Origin of the sequence: Marinobacter sp. Arc7-DN-1 (assembly GCF_003441595.1) — a bacterium.
Classification (GTDB): Bacteria; Pseudomonadota; Gammaproteobacteria; order Pseudomonadales; family Oleiphilaceae; genus Marinobacter; species Marinobacter metalliresistant.
On record NZ_CP031848.1, the window covers coordinates 1,593,124 to 1,615,640 of the forward strand.

Consider the following 22,517-nt stretch of genomic DNA (forward strand, 5'->3'; position numbering starts at 1 on the left):
CTGTCTCGGTTTACCACACTTTTATTCAGATCCTGCGCCCCGATATTTAGGTTACTAACGTCCCAACAACTCTCTCAAGGAATCTCAATGAACGCCATCCTCAAACAGTTCCTCCTGGTTTCAAGCATCTACCTCCTCGCTCCATCCGTTGACGCCTTGAGCCTGAACGACACCCTTTCCAAAGGCTCGGCAGCGATTTCTTCAACCACAGACGTCACGAGTGAGGCGCAGCAACTGGTCGGACAGCTGCAGGGTCAGCTTGGTGTTACCAAGACTCAGGCAATGGGTGGCACAGGCGCACTGCTGCAGTTGGCCAAGAACCAGCTCGGCGCCGAGACAATGGGGACGCTCACCGGAAAAGCTACGGGGCTATCCAGCCTTTTGGCGGGTGGCAGCAGCCTGAGCGACAGCCTGCTCTCCAACATCTCGTCCATGGACGGTGTGCAGTCGGCGTTCTCCGCACTGGGCATGGAAAGCGCCATGATCCAACAGTTTGTTCCCATCCTGATGAGTTTCCTGGGCGATCAGGGAGTGGGCTCATCAATACTGGGGCAATTACAGAGCCTTTGGGCGCCGGCGGGATAAGCGAGTGGTAAGGCCACACGAGGGCTGAACCTACCCTGTTGCCGCTACCACGATGCCTGTATCTGGGGACTAAGCTACAGCATGTTGCAGGAGCTGCTGGTGATGGCTCCCGAAAATAAATGACACTGTTGCTATGCAGCCTCCATGAGGCATCTGGCAGACCGACCGAACGTTACAGGAGAGCCCGAAACATCATCAGGCGGAAACTGAATCTGTCCCGTTTTTCTTGATTGGGCGGGAGTAAAGATCGAGAAAACCCGCTTTAACCGAATTGACGAGTCGCCAGTGAGGCCGATCCATGACGTCCTTAACCCTTCAAGCACTGCGCTTTACCCGATGAAGGGAGGACCCATGGATCCCACACAAAGTCATTGGGTGACGAGCTTTTCGAGATCCGCGCAAAAGCCAAAGAAGGAATCGGGAGAGGAATCTTCTGCTACATGCAGGGCAAGCGAATTATAATTCTGCATGCCTTTGTAAAGAAGGATCAGAAAATACCGAAGAAAGACCTGGAACTCGCGAAAGAGCGATTGAAGGAGGTCAAAAAATCATGAGTTTCGAACAGTTTAAGCAGAAAGCGCTGAAAGATCCCGAGGTTCGTCAGGAATACGATGCCCTCGAGGAAGAATTCAGCCTGATCGACCAGCTGATTTCCATGAGGACGAAAGCGGGCCTCACCCAGGAAGATGTCGCGAAGAAACTCGGAACGAACAAAAGCAACATCTCCAGGCTTGAGCGTGGCCGTAGCAATCCAAGCTGGGGAACGCTCAGCAAATATGCCGCAGCCTGTGGTTTTCGGGTAAAGCTGGAAGCGGTTGAAGACGACCGGGCATTAGCCTGATATCCGAGAAGAGGGTGGCGGGATCTATCCAAGAAGCACAGCAAGAGGTTGCCGGCTTTCCACTACAAGTGCAACGTAACGCCGTTTTTACTCAGCACTTTCGTGATGACCTCAATGTTCGGTGGGCCCGGAGGGATTTCCTTGTCCACCGCTGCGAACATCTGGGTCGCCTTACTCCCTGCACCGGTCACTTCCAGCATTTCGCCGCCATCCGGCCCATACTGGAATGAATGCACGGTTCCGCCCGGCACGAAAACCAGCGTGCCCGGCATACAGGTCTCCATTCTGCCCTCGCAGTTGAAGTCGACGCTTCCCTTGAGCACAAAAAATGCCTCGTCCCAATCATGACTGTGCGGGGGAGGCCCCATGCCTTTCTCCCCAGATTGAAATGTAAACTCCTGCCCCTGCGTGATCTGCTTTGCGGCGAGAACGGTAACATTCGTACCTACTACACTCAGCGCGTTCTCATAATCACCCGGTCTAACGATGGTTGAGTGCCTTTTCATCAGTGTGCTCCTGCCCGGCTTTTCATGCCCTTTAAGAGCATCACGCTGAGCTAGTATGTAACTTCTTCGTCGTGAAACGGCGTAAGGGCCCCACCCAAGAACACCTGGTCGTAATTGGAGTTTAGAACAGGGAGCGCAAACCACACTCAGAAAACCGAAAATGAATCCGCCAGGTTGTCGGCTCGCCTGAACCACCAAAGAATAGTTTCTTGGGCACGGGGCCCGTAACGGATTAAGGTAGAAGCTTTCCACCGGAGACAGACATTCCATGGCAACTGCGAACCTGATTTGGGGGCTGATTCTTTACCGTATCTCGTAACCAATACCCTGGCCCTGGTGGCTTTCGGCGTGGCACTCATGTTCTCGCCCCGGTTCATTGAACTCTGACCCATTCTCCAAAGCGATCGCCTATGCCTCTTGTATGCACAAGGGGGCCATTGGCCCCGAGGTTTTCCGGCGCAATGGCGCAATATAGTGGTCTCTGGCCTGAACCTACTGGCCCTGAAAGGCAAAACTTTCCGAGAAGTTTACACCTGGCGGCATTGGGCTCGGGGTGGTGCTCGCATCCATGCTCGCAAAGACCCTGGCCGCCCAGGACTTTATCCTTGGTGAAAACCATCGGCAGGTGGTACTAAAGCTGGTTTCCACCGGAGCCTTCGCTGGCGACAACAGCCAGCGTTATGGTCGCTGTCATGGCCTTATTGGCGGCGTTTTCGGCCTTGTCCGGTGTTATTTCCGATCCGGTTCAGGCGGCGGTCGGCTTGCATCGTCGGCGCCTGCACAAGCTACTGAATCACCTGCAGCGGGACGTTACACGCAGCACCCAAAGCAGCTTTCGCCCGAAAGACCAGTTTGTGGCGCGGATTCTGGACATGTTCGACATGATCAAGTCGGGTTTACTTTAGTTAACGGAGTTTTCTACAACCAAAACCACAACCAAAAGCCAGCAACCCCGAGAAGCAGCACTGCAAAATGGACAGCCAGGTTCTTCTGAGTCGTTGGGGCGGGCTTTTTGGGGAAACCGAAGTAATCCCCGCCAAACAGCCCCACGCCACAGCCTTCGCAGTAGTTTTTTGAGTACGAAACCCGCAGCGCAGATGGCTCAAACTTTTTCCGACAGCTGTAACAGCTAGGCTTAATCATTTCCGGCCCCAGGCAAAACGAGATTTGATAAAAATGACTGGCGCGATCAACAGAGCTGAAAATAAGGTAATGTCGGCGAAATGAAGTATCGTTATCTGTTGCTTCAACCAGACCCAACCGGGCAGAAACTCAGAAAATGAATCTGTCCCGGCTTTTCGATAAATGACCAGTATTAGTTCGCTATCTTTTACTCCTCCTGCGGAAAGCGATAACGGCCAAGCTGAACCCGAACAGCAGGAATGTTGGAGGCTCAGGTACTGAAACCGTTGCAGTTGCAAGTGCCATGATTTGTGCTGCACTCAATGGCGCATCATAGACTCGGACGTCGTCCAGCAAACCTTGGAAATATTCCGTTCCATAAGTCTTCCCTAATGAGAAATCTGACCCAAAGACATTGAGATCCGGCACAACCTTTGACCCGACAAGTAAACCATCATAAAAAATGTGTTTAGTCGACGTTGCTGAATCATAGGTCGCCGCTACGTGATGCCACATGCCATCTAACAATGACGGAGCGTGAGCGAAGTCGATATCGTACTCCCCGCTCCAACCATAGTGCGTTAACGTTTCATTAGTCCCAGTACGAAAAGCATTGACCTGACCGGCTGAACCATAATTACCCCAGCCGATAACTCCCCCTCGACCAGAGCTTGTCTTTCCCTTGAGCAGTGAACTGAACGCTTTCGAAAAGCTGCGCTCAGCCAATCGATCCATCACCCGGCCAAGCAACGGCACCTGCACGTGCCCCTCGGAAATCCAGGTGACCCTCGTTCGCTCCCCCTCAGGCTGCAAAACAATCTCTCCCTTCGTGTGTTGAACGGAGAACGGACTCGATCTCTCGATGCGATAGTCCATCCTGCTTGGCCTCGCGAACTGCGTGATGCGCTCGGTCAGTTCAAGCCGGCCTGCTCCGATAATCCTCAGGGCGCCAGTGCCATTCTTTTCGTCTTTGCCCTCCTCAACCAACAGAGACTTGTCGACTCCGGGAAACCGATCGTAGCGGGCGTGATCGGAGAGGGCCTCAAAGATCGTGTCGATGTCCTTGGCAAGAACCCGCTCAACGTGAATGCGGAACATAGTTACTCCTCAAAACCTTGGCTGACCAACAAGATACGCTTACGCTTCTTCAATTGAATGGGTTTTCTTCGATTCTTTGATACGGTTTGAGACAGCTCGAGAAACTTCTGGAGGCATAATTTGGCGAAATCCGACCGCTGGTCACAAAAGGTGACCGAATCCAGCGATGCCCTGACGCTGGAGCAGGGCGTATTCTCCCTCGAAGATCCGAGAGAGATCGCCCTGTCCCTGAAAAAGTCTGCTGAAGAAAGCACTCGGCGCAAATCGGACCCCTACCGGTCCGCCATGTCCATGCTGACGTTTTATATCAATCGTGCGGGGAAGCAACTCTCCGATGAGCAACAAGACCGTCTGGAGAGGGCGAAGGATGAGTTGAGAGCCCTGTTTGGCAGGGCTAAAAAATAAATCTGTCCCGGTTTTGGTTTTCGCTGATGGCAGAAAAAAAAGCGGCCGTGGAGAACAGGATTCGGGAACTGAAACAGGTCAGCATCCTGCTTGGCCGGGAACAACAACGGCTCGAAGAAAGCGCGGCAGCCCTACGCGAAAGCCAGCGCTGCAAATAACGAGCTTCCTGTATCCGAAAAACAACTCTGTCCCGGTTTTCAACATCAGAACGCCCTCGTCAACGCCTACCAGGAACTTGTCTGGGCGTCGGGCTCGGAGTGCCAAAATACCCAATGCTTGTTTGTTTCGAGGATCGTAGGTCCCTGCCATCAGTTCAACGGTGTTTCTGTAGAGAGCGGGCTGGATACGTCATGTGAGATCTTTGACCGGGTGTAAAAATCGATAAAAACGGCTATAACCGAATAGACCAGTCGCTAGTGAGCCCAATCCATGACCATCGACCGTGAACGCCTCGCCGCCCTTGCCGCGGAACCCCACTTTCACCGGGGCAGGTATCGAAACCTGGAGTCCGTGCCCCGCCATGGCCTGGGGGATTTCCTGCGCTGGCAGCTGGCCCCCGGCCGACGTTTCCCGCAGGGTAAACGCTACACGCTGCTGCGTCCGGATGGCCACTTGCTGATGAACCCGCCAGCAGAGCCACAACTGGCCTGGCTGGGGCATGCATCTTTCCTGTTCCAGTACCGGGGCCTGAACGTACTGACAGACCCAGTGTTGTCGGACCGTGCCAGCCCTTTCCGATTGGTCGGGCCGAAACGGTTCACGCCACCCGCTCTGACGGTGGCGGAAATGCCGCCGATCCACCTGGTACTGATTTCCCACAATCACTACGACCATCTCGACGAAGCAACGGTGCGCCAGTTGCACCGACGTTTCGGAGCTGACCTGTGCTTCTGTATTCCAATGGGACTTCGACGCTGGTTCGAGAAGCGCGGCATCCACAATCTGGTGGAACTGGACTGGTGGCAATCGACGCCCCTGGCCGGCAAAAACGAAGTGTTCTGCCTGCCAGCCCAGCACTTCAGCGGACGAACCGCCACCGATACCAACACCTCGCTCTGGTGTAGCTGGCTCCTCGAACTGGACGGCTTTCGGTTCTATTTCGGCGGTGATACCGGTTATGGTCGGGTGTTTCACAACATTGGCGAACTGCTTGCGCCCATTGATCTGGCTCTGCTACCCATCGGCGCCTACGACCCGCGCTGGTTCATGGCCCCGGTGCACGTGGCACCGGAAGAGGCAGTCAAGATTCACCAGGATATTGGCGCCCGTCAGTCTGTAGCCATGCATTGGGGCACCTTCGTGCTGACCGACGAACCCATGGACGAGCCACCCCGGCGACTGCGGCTGGCGTTGGAGAGGCAAGGCATGAGTGAGTCGGAATTTCGGGTAATGCAGCACGGGGAAGTTTGGTCGCCGCAGTGATTAACGGTACTGGAACCGCCCTGCCCTCAGCCGGCCCTGACCATCCCTCGTGATGCTGTAAGCCACCTTGCGATTAGAAACCGGCCGGCCCCGGCCTGCATAACTGCTGATATGAGCAAAGACCCGTTCACCACCGCCCTCCGGAGTAATGAAACCAAACCCCGTGGCGTCATTCCATGCAGTGAGTAACCCTTTCTGATTCAATTCACTATCGCCTTTAGAGCCTTATAGCAGCCTGTCGGACTTAAGGCTGATCTACTGTGCCGGTTTTCCCCTGCCAATAGTGCTTTTGATTGCGGGCAATGACGAAAGAATAGCCACCACTAATCCAGAAGCCTTTCGGGTGCATCCATGTCCTCGTGCAACACACGAACAACGAGCACGTCCGGCTCAAGCACTTGATAAAAAACAGCGTGATGCTCGACCTGCAATCTACGATACCCAGGGAGAACATGAGCATAGTTCGTGCCAAGTGACGGATGATTGATCAGCTGTTTCATTCCTGTCTCCAACTGATCCAGGTATTTATCCGCCTGATCAACATCCCATTCTTCGCAGGTATATATCCAAATTCTGATGAGGTCTGATTCCGCCTTCGGTGTGATGTTCAGCTTGAGCACTAATTAGCCGCCTTCATTCGCTTACGGCCAGCCGCCTTGATGGCGGATATATCAAGCGGCTTGGGTTTCCCGCTTGACTCACCCTCAGCGAGGGCCTGCCTCAGCATGGCAAGACGTTCTTTGGCCTGCTGATCCCTTCGGATGAGATCGCGGATATACTCACTATCATTGCCAAAGTGACCGCTTTCAATTTGACCTTTCACCCAGTCGTCTTGTTGTTCAGTCAGCGTGATGGTTTTCCGGTGCATGCTCATAGCTAGTGTTCCTAACACAACAGAAGTATGACAATATCATACCATTCCCTTGCGTCGAATCAATGCTCCACTTCTTGTCGCCCAACGCCCGCCATCACCGGTGACAAAACCAGAGCGAAGCGGAGGGTTTGGCATCCGGTGCATGGCTTTGATACTGTGGTGCCTGTTTCATAGGTCAAACGCACCGATTTACCAACCGTCGTACCGTATTCCATTTTGCTGAAGAAAATCTCCCTCCCTTTCGAGGTAACTTTCCGTACGGCGAGTATAGTCCTCTCCTTCCTTTTTGTGATCGTAGGGTTTTGCTTGGTATCGCCCTACCTCGATCGCATTCTCCGCCCCGTTCATAATCCACACAACCACCGTGCCGCCCGGTGCCAGACCAAACGTAAGGTCGTTACGAGGCATTTCAAAGGTCTTGCCATATCGCTCAAGTGGGGCGACTTCCTTCATTTTCTCTTCGATTTCCCGGGCATTCTCCAGTTTGATCAACGCTCGGTATGATTGCTGCTCGGCGAACGAAAACCACTTGATGAGGACTAATCCCGGCATTGCCTGCCATTCCGCATTCCCTCCAGAGGGCGCTTTCCAGCAACAGGAGACGATGCCAATGGGTGCCCGCCAACCGATTTCCCCCGACACAGATTCCAGGATAAAGGTCTCGACCCACGCATCGTAATGTTGGGGCACAACAACGGAGATGCTTCGGTAGGTGGAGTCGGGGCCATACGTTGGCCCTTCTGATTCACTATGATCTGAGCATCCCAGAAGCACCAGAGCACAGACGCTGACGGCGAGATTTTTAATACTCATGATACTCCCCTTCAATCCACGGCCCTTTGTTCGGATGGACGGCCCGTTTGCCATATTTGGCTGGTTTAAAGGGATAAAGCGGCCCAAGCTTCAAGTAATGATACGAATGGTGAATGTATCGTTGCTTCAGCAACGCTCTGGATTCTGGAGTCATCAGCAAGTTGCTGCCATGCCAGACGTGGGCGGCAAGATTTCTGGCAACAGTTATTAGTTCATCAGGCAGGGAGACCGATGAATCTTTTGGATCAATAACATCCAAAGGAACACCGGCATCCACCGCCAACTTATGCATCAGGTAGAGCGGAATACGCGCTAAAATAAATCTGTCCCGGTTTTCCCACACCTCCGGGTGATGCAGATTCACACGGTTGCCATCTGACCTCCCTAACTGACCACCCGCTCTGCCAGCGTCTTCATGTCCAGCTCCTGACCTTCTTTGACCGTTTCCATCACAATGTAGCTGCGGGAGTCCTTTACCCCCGGCAACGCCAGAATGGTTTCACCGAGTAACGCCCGGTACTGCTCGACATCGGCGACCCGGGCCTTAATCAGGTAATCGAAGTTACCGGACACCAAATGACACTCCTGCACTTGGGGCACGCTAATGGCGGCTTCTTTAAACCTGGCAAACACATCCGGACCAGTCCGGGTCAAGCTGATTTCCACAAAAACGGCGAGCCCCACGCCCAACTTGCGGGCATGGAGAATCGCTCGGTAATGCTTAATGTAGCCATCCCGCTCAAGCTTTCGGACCCTTTCCAGGCAAGGGGTGGGGCTCAGATTGACCCGGTTGGACAGTTCATGGTTGGTGACCCGGGCATTACTCTGCAGTTCTTCCAGAATAGCCAAATCAATACGGTCCAGTCTTTTCATAAACAGCCGACCCCTACCTGTAAATTTCCAGAAAGCAGTTATTTATACTTAATTTATAAAAATTGCAGATGATTATATTTTTATAAATTATTTATTCAGCACTTTATCCTGTCACGTCCTTATACAATTTTCAACTTCACCGTGACTGACGACGGAAGGTCATGGACAAACGTTGCCTGAACAGGAGAGTGAGTATGATTGTTGGCGTACCAACGGAGATTAAAAACAACGAATTCCGCGTTGGCCTGGGGCCAGAGGCGGTACACGAACTGGTGGCCCATGGCCATCAGGTTGTGGTGCAGGCCGACGCCGGCGCGGGTGTCGGTTTTACCGATGAGCAGTACCTGGCGGCAGGCGCCCGCCTTGCGGCATCGGCGGAAGAGGTATTCGAGCAGGCGGAACTGATCGTCAAAGTAAAAGAACCCCAGAGCAGCGAACGGGCATTGTTGCGCCCCCACCACACGCTGTTTACCTACCTGCACCTGGCTCCGGATGTCGCGCAAACCAAGGAACTGCTTGAAGGCGGCGCTACCTGCATCGCTTATGAGACGGTCACCGATGCCAACGGCGGGCTGCCACTATTGGCCCCCATGTCGGAAGTCGCCGGGCGCATGAGCATCCAGGCGGGCGCCCGGTGTCTGGAAAAGTCCCAGGCTGGCCGCGGGGTGCTGCTCGGCGGTGTACCTGGTGTCGAAGCAGCGACGGTCGTCATCATCGGTGGCGGTGTCGTCGGGTTTGCGGCCACGCAAATGGCGGTGGGCATGGGCGCCCGCGTACTGGTACTCGATAAGTCCATGGCCGTGTTGCGGCGTTTCGATGCGCTGTTCGGCAACAAGGTCCAGACACTGTTTTCCTGCGCCAAGACCGTTGAGCAATCGGTGCTGCAAGCCGATCTGGTGATTGGCGGGGTACTGATCCCCGGCGCGGCGGCACCAAAACTGGTAACCCGTGACCTGATCTCAAGAATGCCACAGGGAGCGGCGGTGGTGGACGTTGCCATCGACCAGGGCGGCTGCTTCGAAACCTCCAGGCCTACCACGCACGCGGAACCCACTTATCTCGTTGATGGGGTGGTCCACTACTGTGTTGCCAACATGCCTGGTGCGGTCGCGCGAACCTCCACTTACGCCCTGAACAACGCCACCCTGCCCTACGTCCTGCAGATAGCCGACAAAGGTCCGCGCCAGGCGCTGGCAGACAACAGCCATCTGCGCCAGGGCCTGAACGTGGTTAACGGAACACTGACCTGTCCATCCGTCGGTGTCGCCCAAGGTATCGACGCCATCACCCCGGAGCAGGGCCTGGAGCTTATGGCCTGATCCTGCGGTCGTTGTTTACGGCGATCCGCCAGCAATATTCTGAAACAGCAACAAAAACTTCCAGTTAACAACAACAAGACAAGAGAGGTGTATATAAGATGGAAACGCTGAGTTCTGCCTTCGAAGCGATCAACGGAGTCGTGTGGGGCTGGCCCATGCTCATCCTTATTCTGGGCGTCGGCTTTTTTATGAGTCTGGGGCTGAAATTGATGCCCATACTCAAAATCGGCACCGGCTTTAAACTGCTGGCTGGCGGTGTTCACACCAGAAAGGGTGAAGAAAGCGACGGCGAGGTTTCTCCCTATCAAGCCCTGATGACAGCCATGGCGGCCACCGTCGGTACCGGCAATATCGCCGGCGTTGCGACCGCCGTCTTCCTGGGAGGCCCCGGGGCGCTGTTCTGGATGTGGATAACTGCCCTGGTGGGCATGGCCACCAAATACTCGGAAGCCGTGCTGGCCGTCAGGTTCCGTGAAGTGGACGAACAGGGCAACCATGTCGGTGGCCCGATGTACTACATAAAGAACGGCATGGGCAAACGCTGGCGCTGGCTGGGTACCGCCTTCGCCATTTTTGGTGCCGTGGCCGGTTTTGGCATCGGTAACACCGTACAGTCCAATTCGATTGCCCAGGTGATTGAAGCCAACTTCGCCGTGCCCGCTCTGGCCACGGGCGTGGTGGCCATGGTGCTGGTCGGCGCCGTGCTGATTGGTGGCATCCGGCGAATTGGCTCAGTTGCCGGCACTCTGGTGCCGTTCATGGCAGTGGCCTACATAGTTGCGGGACTGGTGGTGCTGGCCATCAACGCCGATCAGCTTGGCGCTTCCATCGCACTGATTTTCGACAGCGCGTTTACCGGACACGCGGCCCAGGGTGGCTTTGCCGGTGCTGCGGTATGGGCGGCTATCCGCTTCGGCGTGGCTCGAGGCGTGTTCTCCAATGAGGCAGGATTGGGGTCTGCGCCCATCGCACACGCTGCCGCACAGACCAAAGACCCGGTTCGCCAAGGTTTGATCGCCATGTTGGGAACCTTTTTGGACACCCTCATTGTGTGCTCCATCACCGGCCTGGTCATTGTCAGCTCGGGCGTGTGGACGTCGGGTGAGTCCGGCGCAGCTCTGACGTCATCGGCGTTCGCCACTGCGTTACCCGGCGTTGGTAACTACGTGGTGGCAATTTCCCTGGCTATCTTTGCCTTTAGTACCATCCTCGGCTGGTCATTCTATGGTGAACGCTGTGTCGAGTTCCTGTTTGGCGTCAAGGCGATCAGGCCATTTCGCATTCTATGGATACTGGCGGTACCTTTGGGAGCCGTACTCAATCTTGACTTCGTATGGCTGGTGGCGGATACGCTGAATGCGCTCATGGCATTACCGAACCTGATCGCCATTGCGGCACTGAGCCCCGTTGTCTTTAAACTGACCCGAGAATACTTTGATCGTCAAACCCTCGGTCTGCCCGCAGAGTCCTCGGCATTTCAGTAGCCGTGTCGGAGTCCGTCAAGCGGACACCGTTACCGACGACCTGGATAGAACCTTCGGGCTTCTATCCAGGTCGCCAAAAAACCGGGATTAGAACTGTACTGAAGCGGCGGGCCGAATTGATCAAACCGGAAGTTCGATGATTTCACCGGCCACACAGGCTTCAGGACGCATTTTGCTGTGGGTGTCTGCGATGACTCCGATTTGCATGCTTACCCTTCATTCGCCTTACGATACTGCCCCTGATAATCAAAAATCCGTTCCTGCACCTGCCAATAGCGTTTCTGCTTGCGGGCAATGACAAAATCCGGCGCAGTCAACAAGGCCTGCATCTCAAGCACCTCATCCGTCCTGCTGAACGTTTTCGGAGCCTGGCTATTCGCGAAACGACGCCCAAACAGCGTGTTAAAGACGGTACGCTGCGCCGGCTTGCCGAAATCAAAAAACTCGCTGAGTTCTTCCCCATCTTCACCGTGATAGGTGATCCTCAGTTTGCTCCCGGTTTTGCTATTAAGAGCGCTTAACGTGATCCCGGCGCAACGGATCACCATGGCATCCTTGAGTTTCAGGGCATCTCTCAGCTGATCATCCGGGTCGATAATGGCTTTTTGACACTGCCCGCAGTTACGGGCCGCAATATCATTCTCGCCACCGCAGTGGGGGCACTCCTTGAAACGAAAACGGTAATCGCACTGTTCAGGGCGCCCGTTCTGCCCGGCATCTTCATCCCCTTCCGCAGGCTCCAGCAGGCCCTGACAACGGCGCCCGTAGTGCTCGATAACACGGCCTTCGCTGTCTGTCTTGCCCCAGAAGATATTGGCAAAACCACAGCCTGGGCAGAACACCTGCACCGGTTCACTGTCGGGGTTCGGTTTCGGCTCCCCCACCTCCGGATGATGCAGATTCACATGGTTGCCCGCGTAATCGATCACCAGACAATCCTGTTTGCCCTCGTCCAGACGAAGTCCGCGGCCCACGATCTGCTGATACAGGCTGACCGACTGGGTGGGCCGAAGAATGGCGATAAAGTCCACGTGGGGCGCGTCAAAGCCCGTGGTGAGCACGGACACATTCACCAGATACTTCAACTGCCGCTGTTTGAAGCGCTGAATCAGCAACGCCCGTTCATTCAGATCGGTCGCGCCGGTCACCAGGGCGGTTTGGTGTTCCGGCAGATAGCCGGTGATCTCCCGCGCATGATCCACCGTTGCCGCAAAGATCATCACCCCCTTGCGCTCAACGGCCAGCTCCATCACCTGCTCAATGATGGCACGGGTCACACGCTGATGTTTGCTCAGCAGCTGGTTAACGTCCTTCTCGGCGACTTCGCCAAAGCGGTCCTGAGCCAGCGCGGAGAAATCGTATTGCGCCACCGCCGCGTTCACCAACTCAGGCTTCGTGAGATACCCCCGATTGATCATGTAGCTCAACGGCAGCTCATAAATGCAATGCTGAAAGGGCTTATCCTGTTCTTCACTGGAACCGCGAACAAAGCCCCGGTAGTGATAGCGATAGATCCAGCCCATGGCCAATCGATAGGGTGTGGCGGTGAGCCCAAGCACTTTCAGGGCGTCATTCTGTTGCCGCAGCAGCTCGATGATCCGTTGATACTGACTGGTATCCTCACCGCTGACCCGGTGGCACTCATCGATGATGACCAGCGAGTATTCACCCCGGAACTGATCCAGATTCGCCGATACCGACTGCACACTGGCGAAGGTCACCTGATGCCGGATTTCCTTACGCTGCAGCCCGGCGGAGAAGACGCCGCCCGTTAACCCATAGCTCTGGTATTTGGCGTGATTCTGCTCCACCAGCTCTTTTACGTGGGTCAGCACCAGAATCCTGCGCCGGGCAAGACGGGCCAGCTCGGCAATGACCAGGCTTTTGCCTGCGCCGGTTGGCAGCACGATAACGGCAGATTCATCCGATTGACGGAAATGATTCAGCGTGGCGTCGACCGCTTCCTGCTGGTAGGGCCGGAGTTTGAATGGCGGGCCAAAACACTGAATCATCCTAGAAAAACAGTACCGGAGACACCCCAAACCGCTTGCCGAGGGCTTCCATGTGTTTGCGGGTCAGTTTTTTACCTTCAGCACCATTGAGAATCTTGCTCACATTGCCCTTTGAGCCCAACTCCGGCAGATCAGCAACCCCAAGACCGTGTTGAGCCATCAGGGTTTTCAGTACAGCAATCCCCCTGTCCGTTTCTGCAACAGCGGCATTGAAGTCGGAAAACTCTGCAGCCTGGTCCTCCCAGCGCTCAATACTGACAGCCAGAATCTCAATTAACAGTTTATTGGCGTCGTAGTCGTCCACCAGTTGGTCCATCAGCTCCAACGCTCGCTCATAGTCATCCTGGGTCTCAATGTGGGCCACATAAGGCACCCGGGCCAGCGCTTCTCTGATCTCAACAAAAGCAGGCGATAACATAAGCCTCACTCCCTATTGCGACGGTATTTGTCAGTCAGCCGGTCGTAATCGGCGTGGCTGCAAATGTGTTTCACATACATGCGATTATCACGAAACTCAATGAAGGCGATCAGCCGTAAATTGTTGCCGCCAATGTCGATAACCCACCATTTGTCCCGGTATTTGAAATTGTCCAGGGACGGGAACACCTGGCGCAGCTGATCAGGTGTTTCAAACCGTCCATAACGCAACGTGGTGTAGGTATTTACCAGAGCCTCCCGGTCATTGGGAAACTGCCTAGCCGCATCACTGAACGGCTTTCTTGAAATAATGTGCACGAACTTTCCCTGTTTCTTTTTTTGAAACCATAGCAAAAAGTTTCCGAAATAGAAACTGTGGGTCAGACGGTTTCTATCCTGCTTCCAAGCCGGAGCGTAAAAGCGGGACAGATCCATTCTTCAATATGGTGGGGAGAAACGGGCACCATCACCCTGGTCTGCCCTGGTATCAGCGTCAATCAGCAGGCCTTTTTCATAACCGGTGCCAACCATTTGCGCCTGGCCTTCTCCACCAGATCTCGAGCATCGTGAGTCCAGCGGTGGAAATTGGGGCTGTAGTAATTGAATGTACTTGTCATTGGTGGCCAATTGAGCGAATTCTCTGAGCTAACGGATAGCACTTCCTGGTTTTCGTGTTTCATTATCATCCTTGTCGGCACCCAACCATCGTTGTATCTTCGGATTCCTCGCCCAGGAAGGGCCATGTTTACAAGGAACGAAACAATGGAATCTGATCAACGCGAACACATATCCGTAGTCATCAATTATTTCTGGGGCGAAGGAGCAACCTCACCTGAATCTGTAAACCAAGGTATGGCTATCATCGCCTACGAGGCACTGGAAGAAGCACAAAGCTGCTCAGCAGCCTATTCTGGCATGAAGTTCCAGGTACCCGGATCACCCGTCGTCGTTGGGTCAATTGGTGCAAACCACGACATTCTGTTGATCAAGTATTCCGATACCGTCGGCAAGCGATACATCAGTTTCGGTACCGAAAACACACTCGAAACGGGAGGCTGCGGATGGTCTGATTTTTTCGAGGCAACGCTATCGGAAAAAGAAGCCCACAGTTGTGATCAGGCTAGCGTAGAGTCTTTCAAGAGCGTATTTGTTCAAGGTACGGATGCGGGCATCTGGAAAGCCGCAGATAGAGCTTACTACTTCTTCCTGCCTGATCAGGGTTCCTCGTTTGTCTTCTTTCAGTCCAACAATGGTAACCTGATCAAGTTGGAATCTGACTTTCTCGATTCTGATGGCTTCCGACGGATGTTAGGGGATATGTAGAGCCGCCGGAAACCGCGGAAACCAAGACACCCATTAGCCAGCCGTAGCCAAGGCACAATAGAAGACCTGACCCTGTTCTCCGTTTTCCTGTTCCCCGGTCCGACTCAGGAAATTATATCTGCCTATATCACCGTTTCCGCAAGCATGCTAAAAGATTCCTCACAGCAGTAGGCTGGGTACTTTCCTCATCAGGATATCAGCATGTCAGATAAATTTTTCTTCAAGGGCCGGCAGGACGCACGCCAGCACCACACCGCTTACGGCGGCTTTCAGACCAACGCCAGCCAGAAGAGTGGCAGCAGGAAGTATCCGCTCACGCTGGTGGTTACCAGTGAGGCGCGCAAACAGGAGGTTGAGGCACAGGTGGCGAAGGCGAAGCTGCACGCGAATATTTCGGTTGATACCCGCGAGGGCGCCGCTGAATCCATCACTGAGCTCACCGCTATCCTGAATAAAGGAGAGACGGTCACCACGGTAAAATCGCCCTCCCGCAACGACTTCTGTAACTGCGGTAGTGGCATCAAATTCAAGAAGTGCTGTGGCTGACGACAACCGGGGTATAGAGGGCAATGGCTATGATTGTTTGCGGGGTTGAGCTGACTGGCAGCGATGCGGTGGTGTGTTTGCTGAATATGGACAGGGGGCAGTTCAACCTGCCGGAGTGCAAGGTGCGCAAACTGTCACTGCCGAAAAACCATAGCCGTGAAGATCTGAAGCGGTTCCAGGCGGCCTTCGCGGAGTTAATGGCCGAGTACGGGGTCACCCGTGTCGCGATCAAAGAGCGGATGCCAAAAGGCAAATTTGCCGGTGGTGCCATCAGCTTTAAAATGGAAGCGGCCATTCAACTGACCACCGGTACTGAGTTTACCGTGACCCTGCTGCCCCCGGCACTGATCAAATCCACCCTGGCAGTCAACCCGCTGCCAATTGCTTTTGCCGATACGGGGTTGAAGGCCTTTCAGGAAGCGGCCTTTACCACCGCCTATGTAGGACAGCTGCACGGTCGTTGAACCTGAAAGGTGTGTACCGGCAATTAGAGATTATGCGCCTCCCGCACATCATCCGGCTCCTCACCCTGCCTTGGCAACTGCGGCATTACCATTCCGGGAAAATAAATCTGCCACGGGTTTCCCATGATTATTTCGGTGGCACTTCCTTGATGTACAGGTCTTGTTGCGGGAACGGGATGGTGATGCCTTCTTGCTTGAATCGGCGCCAGATCTCCAGATTGATGTCAGAGCTTACGCTACCGAAACCTGCTTGCGGGTCTGCAACCCAGACCCGGGCTTCCAGATGAATACCGTTGTCGCCGAACTGTGTTAACCGGCACACCGGCTCCGGCTCCGAAATCACGCGGGGGTGCTCCCGTGCAATCTCCAGCATGATGGCCATGGCACGCTCCACGTCATCACTGTAGCTCACCGAAACCGGGATCTTCAGGCGTACGTTGGGGTCCGAATAAGACCAGTTAATCACCTCGGTGGTAATAAGGTTTTCGTTGGGAATGAGCGTCTCCACGCCGTCGCGATTGCGCACCACCACATAGCGGGCATGCAGTGCGACCACCCAGCCGAACTTCTCACCGACGCTGACCACATCACCGGGGCGAATCGAGCGGTCGAACACAAGAATAAAACCGCTGATGAAATTGCTGGCAATACGCTGCAGGCCGAAGCCAAGGCCAACACCCAGGGCACCGCCGAACACCGCGAGCGCCGTGAGATCAATACCGACCAGATTAAGAACGGACAGTCCAGCAACGGTGATCAGCACCAGCTTGCTGACTTTGGAGAAACCCACGGCCGCACCGGGGCTCAGATACGGCAACTGGGACAGTCGCCGATCGATAATGCCCGAGAGCCATATGGCAACCACTAACACAAGGCCCATCAGCAGGAGTAGCTTGATGACCGCCAACAGGGATATGCGCAGGTCGCCCACGGTGAAGGCCAGGCTATCCATGGCCTCAAGCAATCCGGGCAGCAAGCCCACGAGATGCAGGCCCACCACCAGCCAAATGAGGGTACTGATGACATTTTCCGAAGCCTTGACCAAGGGGCCGCTTCGCATCCCCTTGCGCAACATGTAAACCAGGATGCGAATCAGGGCAAACGAGATCAGCAGCGGAACAGCCAGATCCAGCGCCCAATGGGCCTGATTCAGCGCGGCGAGTGACCCGCGACCCAGCATAACCACCACCAGCATCGAGATTGGAAAGGCAAGGCGCTGGATGGTGCGTTGCGTAAAGTGTCGCACGCCCTGGGAATCGGCAGCGGTATGCCGGGCAATGAGATGATGCAAATAGAACGCAGCCACCCCCGCAAACACCAGAACCGCGGCCTGCGGGATGACATCCAGCAAACTTATTTCCTGCATGGCCACCAGCAAATCCTGCCAGTATTCCACCATCGACAACTCCCGAGTAACGAGCATTCAGTAACTGGCCGCACTTGGCAGCATTCAGTCTGTTTACAGTATAGGAGCCAAAAAATAGATCTGTCCCGGGTTTCCAAGCTCCCAGCCTCGTTCAAGCCGCGCGATCAGATCCGTTATCCTCACCAGCCTGCAAAGTCCAGGTCATACCCAAAGCGCGCCCCGCTTTGACAAGCGTTGTGATGGTTACACCGGTATCCTTCTCATCTAGAAGGCGGTTAACCACAGTCCGGCTGGTATGCATTTTCTGGGCAAGCTGAGACTTGTTTACGCCGGCGTGCCCCATAGCCTGCTGAATCTGCCAGACAATTACCCGCTTCAGCGCCTCAGCTTCTACCTGCTCAAGCGTACCATCGGATTCGAGCAGATCATCGAGAGAGCTGCCAACGTGCTTATGCTGTGTCATTTTATTGCTCCCATTCAGACAAGATTCTTCTTTCGATCTCTCGCCTTCGCCAACTCTTGATCCGGTGTTTTCTGAGTCTTTTTGATAAAGCCGTTCAGCAACACCATATCGCCGCGAAACATCGTGAATATGACTCGTGCAATCCGACCGTTCGAGAGATCACTGCGGACTTCCCACAAGTCTGAATTGGCTTTGCCAGAGAAGCCCCTTACCAGGGGCATGCCCAGTGGCCATCCATATTCCACCGTCTTCAGGTCGGTCCCGATCACTGAACGATCCTCTTTATCAAGCTTCAGCAACCATTCTTTGACCGGCTCTCGACCACTGTCACTTCTGTAAAATACGACGTTAACCGTTTTCCTTGTCATACAACCCCTTCCTTGGCGCAAACCAGTGTACCTAAATAAGTACATAGATGCCAGTGCACAGCATCATTCGGCACAACCGGGAAAACCGGGACAGCGGAAAACCGGGACAGATCTATTTTCCGTTCTGGAGGTTCGCCAGGTAGTACTCAAAATCACGGTGTTCGACGAACACTGGTTGGCGGTTATGACCGCGTTGAACAATATGGTGGGGAAAACCGGGCACAATCACCCTGGCCTGTCTTGGCATCAGCGTCTCCTTGCTTTTGAATCACAGAATCCATTCTGTGCATTGAAGGTCGATGTTAACCGAACTACAGAGCCGGTTAATAGGGGCTCAAATTAGCCTCGAGGCACAGAAGCCGGAAAATAAATCTGTCCCGGTTTCTGTCCTATGAGAGATTTACCCGTACTCCGACCTGCGCGGTGTTCGATTAAAGCATCTAAGCTATCATAGATACCAAAGACAACTTTTCGGCGGGCTCAATCTTGCAGCAACACTTGCGTTTCTGGATAGCAAAGGAACAGTTGAATGAGTGACAGGGAAGCCAAGGAGGCTGCGGACGAGCAGGAGTCTCGCGTCAAGGCCCAGGATCGTGAATCCCGCGAACGGACACCGACGCCGAGCGAAAAGTCGCTGACTCCGAAAGAGCGTGAGACCGTAGCCGAACATAGCAATCTATCGTCGCTGACTGTCTACTCTATCATTCTGCGCGAGGGCGAAAAGGAGCTTGAACGCCCGAAAAGCTCGCTCTGGTGGTCCGGCGTGGCAGCAGGTCTCGGGATTTCGACCTCGGTCCTCGTCGAGGGGATTATCCGCTCCAATCTGGGCTCAGATCACCCCTACCTGACGTTGATTGAAAGCCTGGGCTACTCGTTCGGATTTGTCCTCGTGATCCTGTGCCGGCTTCAACTGTTCACCGAGAACACCATCACCGTCGTGCTGCCGGTTCTGGCCCAGCCGACGCGCAACCGGTTCTATTGTACCGCCCGCCTTTGGGGAATTGTGCTTGTGGCCAATCTGTGTGGCACGTTTATTACCGCCGCCATCGGCGTCCACGGGGGCATCCTTCCCGTCGATACCCTGGCCGCGATGGTGGAGATGTCGCGCCACCTGGCAACACTGACTCCGGCCGAGACACTTTTGCGGGGTATTCCATCCGGCTTTTTCATAGCGGCTATTGTGTGGATGCTGCCTTCGGCGAAGAGATCCGAAGTGCTGGTTATCGTCATGTTTACCTGGCTGATTGCGGCGGGTGACTTTACCCATGTGATTGCCGGGTCAAACGAGATTTTCACGCTAGTGCTCAGTGGGGAAATGAGCGTCTTCAACGCCCTGATCTATCATATTTCCCCGGTACTCATCGGCAACATTATCGGTGGTACAGGTCTGTTCGCGATGCTGGCCTACGCCCAGGTTCATGAAGAAATGTGATGCAGCGCCGAGCACTGGTATCCACACTGGCTGGTTAATAGGTGTCGCTAACCCGCGCCGTCGCCCAACGTATGTCCTCTAACGGTCTCGTTGTAGAGGCATTGGTGCGTGTGCCATTTCTCGTCCGTGCTAGCCTTGCTGCCTTCCCACCGGGGATCCTGAGGCCGTTCGTGACTGTTGATGAAGGCAGCCACATCCCAGGCTTGCTGGTCCGTGAGAACGGCTTCCTTCTCCACAGGACTGGCTTTTCCAAGAGGCATGTTGTATTTGATGAAGGCAGCCGCTGTGTTGACCCGGTGCATTCCAGCCCCCCAGTTGTAGGCTCCGGCACCCCATAGTGGCGGGAAAATCTGACGGCCATCGTCCGCGAATTTTCCACTGCCGTCACTGCCATGGCAAATGCTGCATTGATTCTGGTACACCTCCTCACCACGGCTCACGCTGCTTCCGTTCTGGGGTTCGGGAACAGCCGCGTAACCGCGCCCAGGCAGATTCTTGCCAATTGGTGCCCCCTCGGCCGACCAGAAAAAGAACGCCTGCAGATCCTTGAGCACCTGGCTATCGGGCTCGGGCGGTCCACCGGCCTCCGAACTGTTCGCATTCATCGAGTAGGTGAAGCAACCGCGAATGCGTTCATCCATGGTATTGACGTGGTCATTCTTGCCCCGGTATTTGGGATAAATACCCCACGCACCCCACATGGGAGCGGAGTTAGCGGCGAGACCGCCGGCCAGATGACAATTGCCGCAATTCTGCTTGTTGCCCACAAAGCGCTTGGCTTCCGGGTGCTGGCGCGTATTCACGAATGCCTCCCAACCGCTGCGCACGCTGTCACCGAACGGCCCCTCGGGAATATCGTCGAGGCTTGGGGGCTGATGGTACCCCTCCGCACCGGCTTCTGGAGCCGGTTCAAGTTCCACCTGCTTAGTGAGCGTCTCATCAACCTGGGCATTCACTGAAAGTGCAAAGAGCGCCAGGACCGCTGGCAACAGCGGACTCCGGATGCCACGAAGGGGGTGTTTGATGTCCTTTGCTGTCATGGCGGCCTCTCAGGTCGGATTATTGAACGTTATTGGAAGGCTGGGCGGGCAACGAGGCGAACCAGGCGGTCACCGCCTGGCTATCTTCGTCGCTGAGGCGTTTTGCAACCGATGCCATCAAACCATTGGGGTCGTTGTGGCGGCTGCCGGACTGCCAGGCCTTGATCTGGTTTTGGAGGTACGTTGCCGGTTGCCCCGCAATCGATGGGAAAGCGACACCCACGCCTTGACCCTGGAGGCCGTGGCAGGAGGTACAAGCGGGAATACCCTGTTGCCAGTCTCCACGCTGAGCGAGCGTCTCCCCCCGATGCAGGGTTTTCTGATCCACTTCCCCACCGGGTGCCATGGTCGGAGGTTTCAGGCTGGCGAAGTATTCCGCGACATCCCCACGCTGCTGTTCTGAAAGCGCAGAGGCGATGGGGGCCATAATCGGGTTACTCCGAGTGCCGTTAGCCATTGCTGTGAGTTGCTGGGCCATATAATCGGCATTCAACCCCGCCAAGCGCGGCCATCCGGCGGCTGCATTCCCACCACCCTGCGCGCCGTGACAGGAAGAACAGGCTTGCACCCCTTCACCGCCCTGTTGCGCCAGTTTTTTCCCTGCTTCGTTAGCCGCACCTATGGTGGGCATCAACAGTATCAGAAGTGAGAAACCAAACAGTCCACACGTAAAGCCGCCGCGACCGTGCATCGAGATGCCTCCTGGCCAAAAATATAACCCTGTCTCCCAGCCTAAAGCCATCTAGCTGGACACACATTAAAATCATAGTCCCTCGCGTCACTTTCTGATACCACTAGTCCATCCAGCGTAATCCGGAACAGATCTATTTTTTCAGAGCTGGGTATCCGTTCAGCTTAGCGGCAATTGCAAAGCGAAATTCAAAGAGGGAACCTAGACAAAAGAGTTCGAGGTCCCAAGCGGCGAGACGATACCTTGCGGGAAAACAGGAGCCTTCAATGACGTTTGATTTCCACGGCCGGCGCGTCATCGTCGCTGGCGGCAGCAAAGGTATTGGCCGGGCCATCGTGCTGGGATTTGCCCGAGCCGGCGCAAGCGTCTCTGTCTGCGCACGCGGGCAGGCGTCCCTGGACGGGCTGGCGGAAGAGGTGGCAGGCGAGGGGCTGGCGGCGCTGCATGTGGCCCCCTGCGACATCGGCGACAAGACCGCGCTGGAGACCTATCTGCAGAGCGCCATGGACGAGCTGGGTGGCCTGGACGTGCTCGTCAATTGCGCCTCTGCGTTCGGGCGAGAGGACAACGAAGAAGGCTGGCTGAGCAGCATTGAGGTGGATCTGATGGGCACGGTTCGCGCCGGCCATACCTGCCTGCCAGCGCTCAAGGAAACCGGGGGCACGATCATCAACATTGCCTCCATCGCCGCCCTGCACGCCTCGACACGCACCGCCCCTTACGCAGCCATAAAAGCCGCCGTCGCTCACTATACCGGCAGCCTCGCGGTAGCCATGGCCCCGCATAAAGTGCGGGTTAATGGCATTGCCCCGGGCTCGATCGAGTTTCCGGGCGGCGTCTGGGACCAGGCCCGGCAGAACAATCCAGAGCTCTACCAGCGTATTCGTGGAGGGATTCCCTTCGGGCGCCTGGGCACGCCGGAGGAAGTCGCCGACGTAGCGTTATTCCTGGCCTCCGATATGGCCCGCTGGATGACCGGCCAGACACTGGTGGTGGACGGCGGCCAGGTTTTGTCCTGAGCCTCCAACTCATCGCCCAAGGAGTTTTATAACG

The 22,517-nt window shown here is 55.3% G+C and carries 29 protein-coding genes and 1 pseudogene; 14 read left to right on the forward strand and 16 right to left on the reverse strand.

Annotation, left to right across the window (positions count from 1 at the left end; translation table 11 throughout):
• Positions 1–87: 87 nt before the first annotated feature.
• The 3 genes and pseudogenes from D0851_RS07490 (at position 88) to D0851_RS07505 (ending at position 1,426) form a co-directional block, all read left to right on the forward strand.
• Positions 88–585: a DUF2780 domain-containing protein gene (locus tag D0851_RS07490; RefSeq protein ID WP_117618077.1), complete on the forward strand. Its 498-nt coding sequence runs from the start codon at positions 88–90 to the stop codon at positions 583–585.
• A gap of 368 nt (positions 586–953) precedes the next feature.
• A pseudogene (locus tag D0851_RS07500) lies at positions 954–1,139 on the forward strand (type II toxin-antitoxin system RelE/ParE family toxin); the annotation flags it as partial.
• A complete protein-coding gene (locus tag D0851_RS07505) occupies positions 1,136–1,426 on the forward strand; it encodes a helix-turn-helix domain-containing protein (RefSeq protein ID WP_117618079.1) in 291 nt (96 codons plus the stop codon). The pseudogene D0851_RS07500 and the gene D0851_RS07505, both read left to right, overlap by 4 nt.
• A 62-nt stretch (positions 1,427–1,488) precedes the next feature.
• Here the strand turns inward: D0851_RS07505 and D0851_RS07510 are convergent, their stop codons facing one another.
• Positions 1,489–1,932 (reverse strand): cupin domain-containing protein, encoded by a 444-nt coding sequence (locus D0851_RS07510; protein ID WP_117618080.1) that lies wholly within the window; start codon positions 1,930–1,932, stop codon positions 1,489–1,491.
• A gap of 692 nt (positions 1,933–2,624) precedes the next feature.
• Here D0851_RS07510 and D0851_RS20520 point away from each other — a divergent pair.
• Positions 2,625–2,837, forward strand: coding sequence for a DUF6635 family protein (locus D0851_RS20520; protein ID WP_227539481.1), 213 nt, complete (start codon positions 2,625–2,627; stop codon positions 2,835–2,837).
• A gap of 418 nt (positions 2,838–3,255) precedes the next feature.
• On the opposite strand, the gene D0851_RS07530 is transcribed toward D0851_RS20520, so the two are convergent.
• On the reverse strand, positions 3,256–4,152 hold the full coding sequence (locus D0851_RS07530) for a LamG-like jellyroll fold domain-containing protein (RefSeq protein ID WP_117618082.1): 897 nt from the start codon (positions 4,150–4,152) through the stop codon (positions 3,256–3,258).
• Between the two features lie 120 nt (positions 4,153–4,272).
• Here D0851_RS07530 and D0851_RS07535 point away from each other — a divergent pair, with 120 nt between their 5' ends.
• The 3 genes from D0851_RS07535 to D0851_RS07545 all read left to right on the forward strand — a co-directional run bounded on the left by D0851_RS07535 (position 4,273) and on the right by D0851_RS07545 (position 5,979).
• Complete coding sequence (locus D0851_RS07535) at positions 4,273–4,557, forward strand: DUF3175 domain-containing protein (protein WP_117618083.1); 285 nt, start codon at positions 4,273–4,275, stop codon at positions 4,555–4,557.
• 26 nt (positions 4,558–4,583) lie between these two features.
• A complete protein-coding gene (locus D0851_RS20800; protein ID WP_264756471.1) occupies positions 4,584–4,715 on the forward strand; it encodes a hypothetical protein in 132 nt (43 codons plus the stop codon).
• A 271-nt stretch (positions 4,716–4,986) separates the two neighbouring features.
• On the forward strand, positions 4,987–5,979 hold the full coding sequence (locus tag D0851_RS07545; RefSeq protein WP_117618084.1) for an MBL fold metallo-hydrolase: 993 nt from the start codon (positions 4,987–4,989) through the stop codon (positions 5,977–5,979).
• Here D0851_RS07545 and D0851_RS07550 read toward each other — a convergent pair whose 3' ends face one another.
• From D0851_RS07550 to D0851_RS07570, 6 genes are all read right to left on the reverse strand, one after another.
• The gene (locus D0851_RS07550; RefSeq protein ID WP_227539482.1) at positions 5,980–6,183 is read right to left on the reverse strand and encodes a cold shock domain-containing protein; all 204 of its coding nucleotides are present in this window, start codon (positions 6,181–6,183) and stop codon (positions 5,980–5,982) included.
• Positions 6,184–6,302: 119 nt separating this feature from the next.
• Entirely contained in the window at positions 6,303–6,599 is a 297-nt protein-coding gene (locus tag D0851_RS07555; protein ID WP_117618085.1) for a type II toxin-antitoxin system RelE/ParE family toxin, read from the reverse strand.
• On the reverse strand, positions 6,599–6,853 hold the full coding sequence (locus D0851_RS07560; RefSeq protein ID WP_117618086.1) for a type II toxin-antitoxin system ParD family antitoxin: 255 nt from the start codon (positions 6,851–6,853) through the stop codon (positions 6,599–6,601). The genes D0851_RS07555 and D0851_RS07560 overlap by 1 nt, the downstream gene beginning before the upstream one ends.
• Positions 6,854–7,042: 189 nt before the next feature.
• Positions 7,043–7,666: a DUF2931 family protein gene (locus tag D0851_RS07565; protein WP_162893697.1), complete on the reverse strand. Its 624-nt coding sequence runs from the start codon at positions 7,664–7,666 to the stop codon at positions 7,043–7,045.
• A complete protein-coding gene (locus tag D0851_RS20175) occupies positions 7,656–8,030 on the reverse strand; it encodes a hypothetical protein (RefSeq protein ID WP_162893698.1) in 375 nt (124 codons plus the stop codon). The genes D0851_RS07565 and D0851_RS20175 overlap by 11 nt, the downstream gene beginning before the upstream one ends.
• A gap of 20 nt (positions 8,031–8,050) precedes the next feature.
• A complete protein-coding gene (locus D0851_RS07570) occupies positions 8,051–8,539 on the reverse strand; it encodes an Lrp/AsnC ligand binding domain-containing protein (RefSeq protein WP_117618088.1) in 489 nt (162 codons plus the stop codon).
• 194 nt (positions 8,540–8,733) lie between these two features.
• Here D0851_RS07570 and ald point away from each other — a divergent pair, with 194 nt between their 5' ends.
• Positions 8,734–9,858 (forward strand): alanine dehydrogenase, encoded by a 1,125-nt coding sequence (gene ald / locus D0851_RS07575; RefSeq protein ID WP_117618089.1) that lies wholly within the window; start codon positions 8,734–8,736, stop codon positions 9,856–9,858.
• Between the two features lie 98 nt (positions 9,859–9,956).
• The gene (locus D0851_RS07580) at positions 9,957–11,342 is read left to right on the forward strand and encodes an alanine/glycine:cation symporter family protein (protein ID WP_117618090.1); all 1,386 of its coding nucleotides are present in this window, start codon (positions 9,957–9,959) and stop codon (positions 11,340–11,342) included.
• Between the two features lie 209 nt (positions 11,343–11,551).
• Here the strand turns inward: D0851_RS07580 and D0851_RS07585 are convergent, their stop codons facing one another.
• Genes D0851_RS07585 through D0851_RS07595 form a run of 3 tightly spaced genes read right to left on the reverse strand, consistent with a single transcriptional unit; the run spans position 11,552 to position 14,089 of the window.
• Entirely contained in the window at positions 11,552–13,354 is a 1,803-nt protein-coding gene (locus D0851_RS07585; RefSeq protein ID WP_117618091.1) for a DEAD/DEAH box helicase, read from the reverse strand.
• A 1-nt stretch (position 13,355) separates the two neighbouring features.
• Positions 13,356–13,772 carry a helix-turn-helix domain-containing protein gene (locus tag D0851_RS07590; RefSeq protein WP_117618092.1) on the reverse strand — a complete coding sequence of 139 codons (417 nt, stop codon included), beginning with the start codon at positions 13,770–13,772 and terminating at the stop codon, positions 13,356–13,358.
• A 5-nt stretch (positions 13,773–13,777) separates the two neighbouring features.
• Complete coding sequence (locus D0851_RS07595) at positions 13,778–14,089, reverse strand: type II toxin-antitoxin system HigB family toxin (RefSeq protein WP_117620321.1); 312 nt, start codon at positions 14,087–14,089, stop codon at positions 13,778–13,780.
• Between the two features lie 444 nt (positions 14,090–14,533).
• Here D0851_RS07595 and D0851_RS07605 point away from each other — a divergent pair, with 444 nt between their 5' ends.
• The 3 genes from D0851_RS07605 (at position 14,534) to D0851_RS07615 (ending at position 16,104) form a co-directional block, all read left to right on the forward strand.
• Complete coding sequence (locus tag D0851_RS07605) at positions 14,534–15,094, forward strand: hypothetical protein (protein WP_117618093.1); 561 nt, start codon at positions 14,534–14,536, stop codon at positions 15,092–15,094.
• 201 nt (positions 15,095–15,295) lie between these two features.
• On the forward strand, positions 15,296–15,640 hold the full coding sequence (locus D0851_RS07610; protein ID WP_117618094.1) for a PBPRA1643 family SWIM/SEC-C metal-binding motif protein: 345 nt from the start codon (positions 15,296–15,298) through the stop codon (positions 15,638–15,640).
• Positions 15,641–15,669: 29 nt separating this feature from the next.
• A complete protein-coding gene (locus D0851_RS07615) occupies positions 15,670–16,104 on the forward strand; it encodes a DUF3010 family protein (RefSeq protein ID WP_117620322.1) in 435 nt (144 codons plus the stop codon).
• A gap of 127 nt (positions 16,105–16,231) precedes the next feature.
• On the opposite strand, the gene D0851_RS07620 is transcribed toward D0851_RS07615, so the two are convergent.
• The 3 genes from D0851_RS07620 to D0851_RS07630 all read right to left on the reverse strand — a co-directional run bounded on the left by D0851_RS07620 (position 16,232) and on the right by D0851_RS07630 (position 18,301).
• Entirely contained in the window at positions 16,232–17,527 is a 1,296-nt protein-coding gene (locus tag D0851_RS07620; RefSeq protein ID WP_205422288.1) for a mechanosensitive ion channel family protein, read from the reverse strand.
• 94 nt (positions 17,528–17,621) lie between these two features.
• Positions 17,622–17,933 (reverse strand): helix-turn-helix domain-containing protein, encoded by a 312-nt coding sequence (locus D0851_RS07625; protein ID WP_117618096.1) that lies wholly within the window; start codon positions 17,931–17,933, stop codon positions 17,622–17,624.
• Between the two features lie 14 nt (positions 17,934–17,947).
• Positions 17,948–18,301: a type II toxin-antitoxin system RelE/ParE family toxin gene (locus D0851_RS07630; protein ID WP_117618097.1), complete on the reverse strand. Its 354-nt coding sequence runs from the start codon at positions 18,299–18,301 to the stop codon at positions 17,948–17,950.
• A gap of 529 nt (positions 18,302–18,830) precedes the next feature.
• Between D0851_RS07630 and D0851_RS07640 the strand changes: the two genes are divergently transcribed.
• Entirely contained in the window at positions 18,831–19,733 is a 903-nt protein-coding gene (locus D0851_RS07640; protein WP_117618098.1) for a formate/nitrite transporter family protein, read from the forward strand.
• 47 nt (positions 19,734–19,780) lie between these two features.
• Here D0851_RS07640 and D0851_RS07645 read toward each other — a convergent pair whose 3' ends face one another.
• Both D0851_RS07645 and D0851_RS07650 read right to left on the reverse strand, forming a co-directional pair.
• On the reverse strand, positions 19,781–20,773 hold the full coding sequence (locus tag D0851_RS07645) for a c-type cytochrome (RefSeq protein ID WP_117618099.1): 993 nt from the start codon (positions 20,771–20,773) through the stop codon (positions 19,781–19,783).
• Positions 20,774–20,792: 19 nt separating this feature from the next.
• On the reverse strand, positions 20,793–21,515 hold the full coding sequence (locus D0851_RS07650; protein ID WP_319922344.1) for a c-type cytochrome: 723 nt from the start codon (positions 21,513–21,515) through the stop codon (positions 20,793–20,795).
• Between the two features lie 215 nt (positions 21,516–21,730).
• Between D0851_RS07650 and D0851_RS07655 the strand changes: the two genes are divergently transcribed.
• Positions 21,731–22,483, forward strand: coding sequence for an SDR family NAD(P)-dependent oxidoreductase (locus D0851_RS07655; RefSeq protein WP_117618101.1), 753 nt, complete (start codon positions 21,731–21,733; stop codon positions 22,481–22,483).
• Positions 22,484–22,517: the final 34 nt, after the last annotated feature.

What these genes read in the sequence shown, in the direction of transcription:
- D0851_RS07490 (WP_117618077.1), top strand. Translation starts at nt 88, where the DNA reads ATGAACGCCATCCTCAAACAGTTCCTCCTGGTTTCAAGCATCTACCTC.
- D0851_RS07505 (WP_117618079.1), top strand. Translation starts at nt 1,136, where the DNA reads ATGAGTTTCGAACAGTTTAAGCAGAAAGCGCTGAAAGATCCCGAGGTT.
- D0851_RS07510 (WP_117618080.1), bottom strand. Translation starts at nt 1,932, where the DNA reads ATGAAAAGGCACTCAACCATCGTTAGACCGGGTGATTATGAGAACGCG.
- D0851_RS20520 (WP_227539481.1), top strand. Translation starts at nt 2,625, where the DNA reads ATGGCCTTATTGGCGGCGTTTTCGGCCTTGTCCGGTGTTATTTCCGAT.
- D0851_RS07530 (WP_117618082.1), bottom strand. Translation starts at nt 4,152, where the DNA reads ATGTTCCGCATTCACGTTGAGCGGGTTCTTGCCAAGGACATCGACACG.
- D0851_RS20800 (WP_264756471.1), top strand. Translation starts at nt 4,584, where the DNA reads ATGGCAGAAAAAAAAGCGGCCGTGGAGAACAGGATTCGGGAACTGAAA.
- D0851_RS07545 (WP_117618084.1), top strand. Translation starts at nt 4,987, where the DNA reads ATGACCATCGACCGTGAACGCCTCGCCGCCCTTGCCGCGGAACCCCAC.
- D0851_RS07560 (WP_117618086.1), bottom strand. Translation starts at nt 6,853, where the DNA reads ATGAGCATGCACCGGAAAACCATCACGCTGACTGAACAACAAGACGAC.
- D0851_RS07565 (WP_162893697.1), bottom strand. Translation starts at nt 7,666, where the DNA reads ATGAGTATTAAAAATCTCGCCGTCAGCGTCTGTGCTCTGGTGCTTCTG.
- D0851_RS07570 (WP_117618088.1), bottom strand. Translation starts at nt 8,539, where the DNA reads ATGAAAAGACTGGACCGTATTGATTTGGCTATTCTGGAAGAACTGCAG.
- ald (WP_117618089.1), top strand. Translation starts at nt 8,734, where the DNA reads ATGATTGTTGGCGTACCAACGGAGATTAAAAACAACGAATTCCGCGTT.
- D0851_RS07580 (WP_117618090.1), top strand. Translation starts at nt 9,957, where the DNA reads ATGGAAACGCTGAGTTCTGCCTTCGAAGCGATCAACGGAGTCGTGTGG.
- D0851_RS07585 (WP_117618091.1), bottom strand. Translation starts at nt 13,354, where the DNA reads ATGATTCAGTGTTTTGGCCCGCCATTCAAACTCCGGCCCTACCAGCAG.
- D0851_RS07590 (WP_117618092.1), bottom strand. Translation starts at nt 13,772, where the DNA reads ATGTTATCGCCTGCTTTTGTTGAGATCAGAGAAGCGCTGGCCCGGGTG.
- D0851_RS07605 (WP_117618093.1), top strand. Translation starts at nt 14,534, where the DNA reads ATGGAATCTGATCAACGCGAACACATATCCGTAGTCATCAATTATTTC.
- D0851_RS07610 (WP_117618094.1), top strand. Translation starts at nt 15,296, where the DNA reads ATGTCAGATAAATTTTTCTTCAAGGGCCGGCAGGACGCACGCCAGCAC.
- D0851_RS07615 (WP_117620322.1), top strand. Translation starts at nt 15,670, where the DNA reads ATGATTGTTTGCGGGGTTGAGCTGACTGGCAGCGATGCGGTGGTGTGT.
- D0851_RS07620 (WP_205422288.1), bottom strand. Translation starts at nt 17,527, where the DNA reads ATGCTCGTTACTCGGGAGTTGTCGATGGTGGAATACTGGCAGGATTTG.
- D0851_RS07625 (WP_117618096.1), bottom strand. Translation starts at nt 17,933, where the DNA reads ATGACACAGCATAAGCACGTTGGCAGCTCTCTCGATGATCTGCTCGAA.
- D0851_RS07630 (WP_117618097.1), bottom strand. Translation starts at nt 18,301, where the DNA reads ATGACAAGGAAAACGGTTAACGTCGTATTTTACAGAAGTGACAGTGGT.
- D0851_RS07640 (WP_117618098.1), top strand. Translation starts at nt 18,831, where the DNA reads ATGAGTGACAGGGAAGCCAAGGAGGCTGCGGACGAGCAGGAGTCTCGC.
- D0851_RS07645 (WP_117618099.1), bottom strand. Translation starts at nt 20,773, where the DNA reads ATGACAGCAAAGGACATCAAACACCCCCTTCGTGGCATCCGGAGTCCG.
- D0851_RS07650 (WP_319922344.1), bottom strand. Translation starts at nt 21,515, where the DNA reads ATGGCTTTAGGCTGGGAGACAGGGTTATATTTTTGGCCAGGAGGCATC.
- D0851_RS07655 (WP_117618101.1), top strand. Translation starts at nt 21,731, where the DNA reads ATGACGTTTGATTTCCACGGCCGGCGCGTCATCGTCGCTGGCGGCAGC.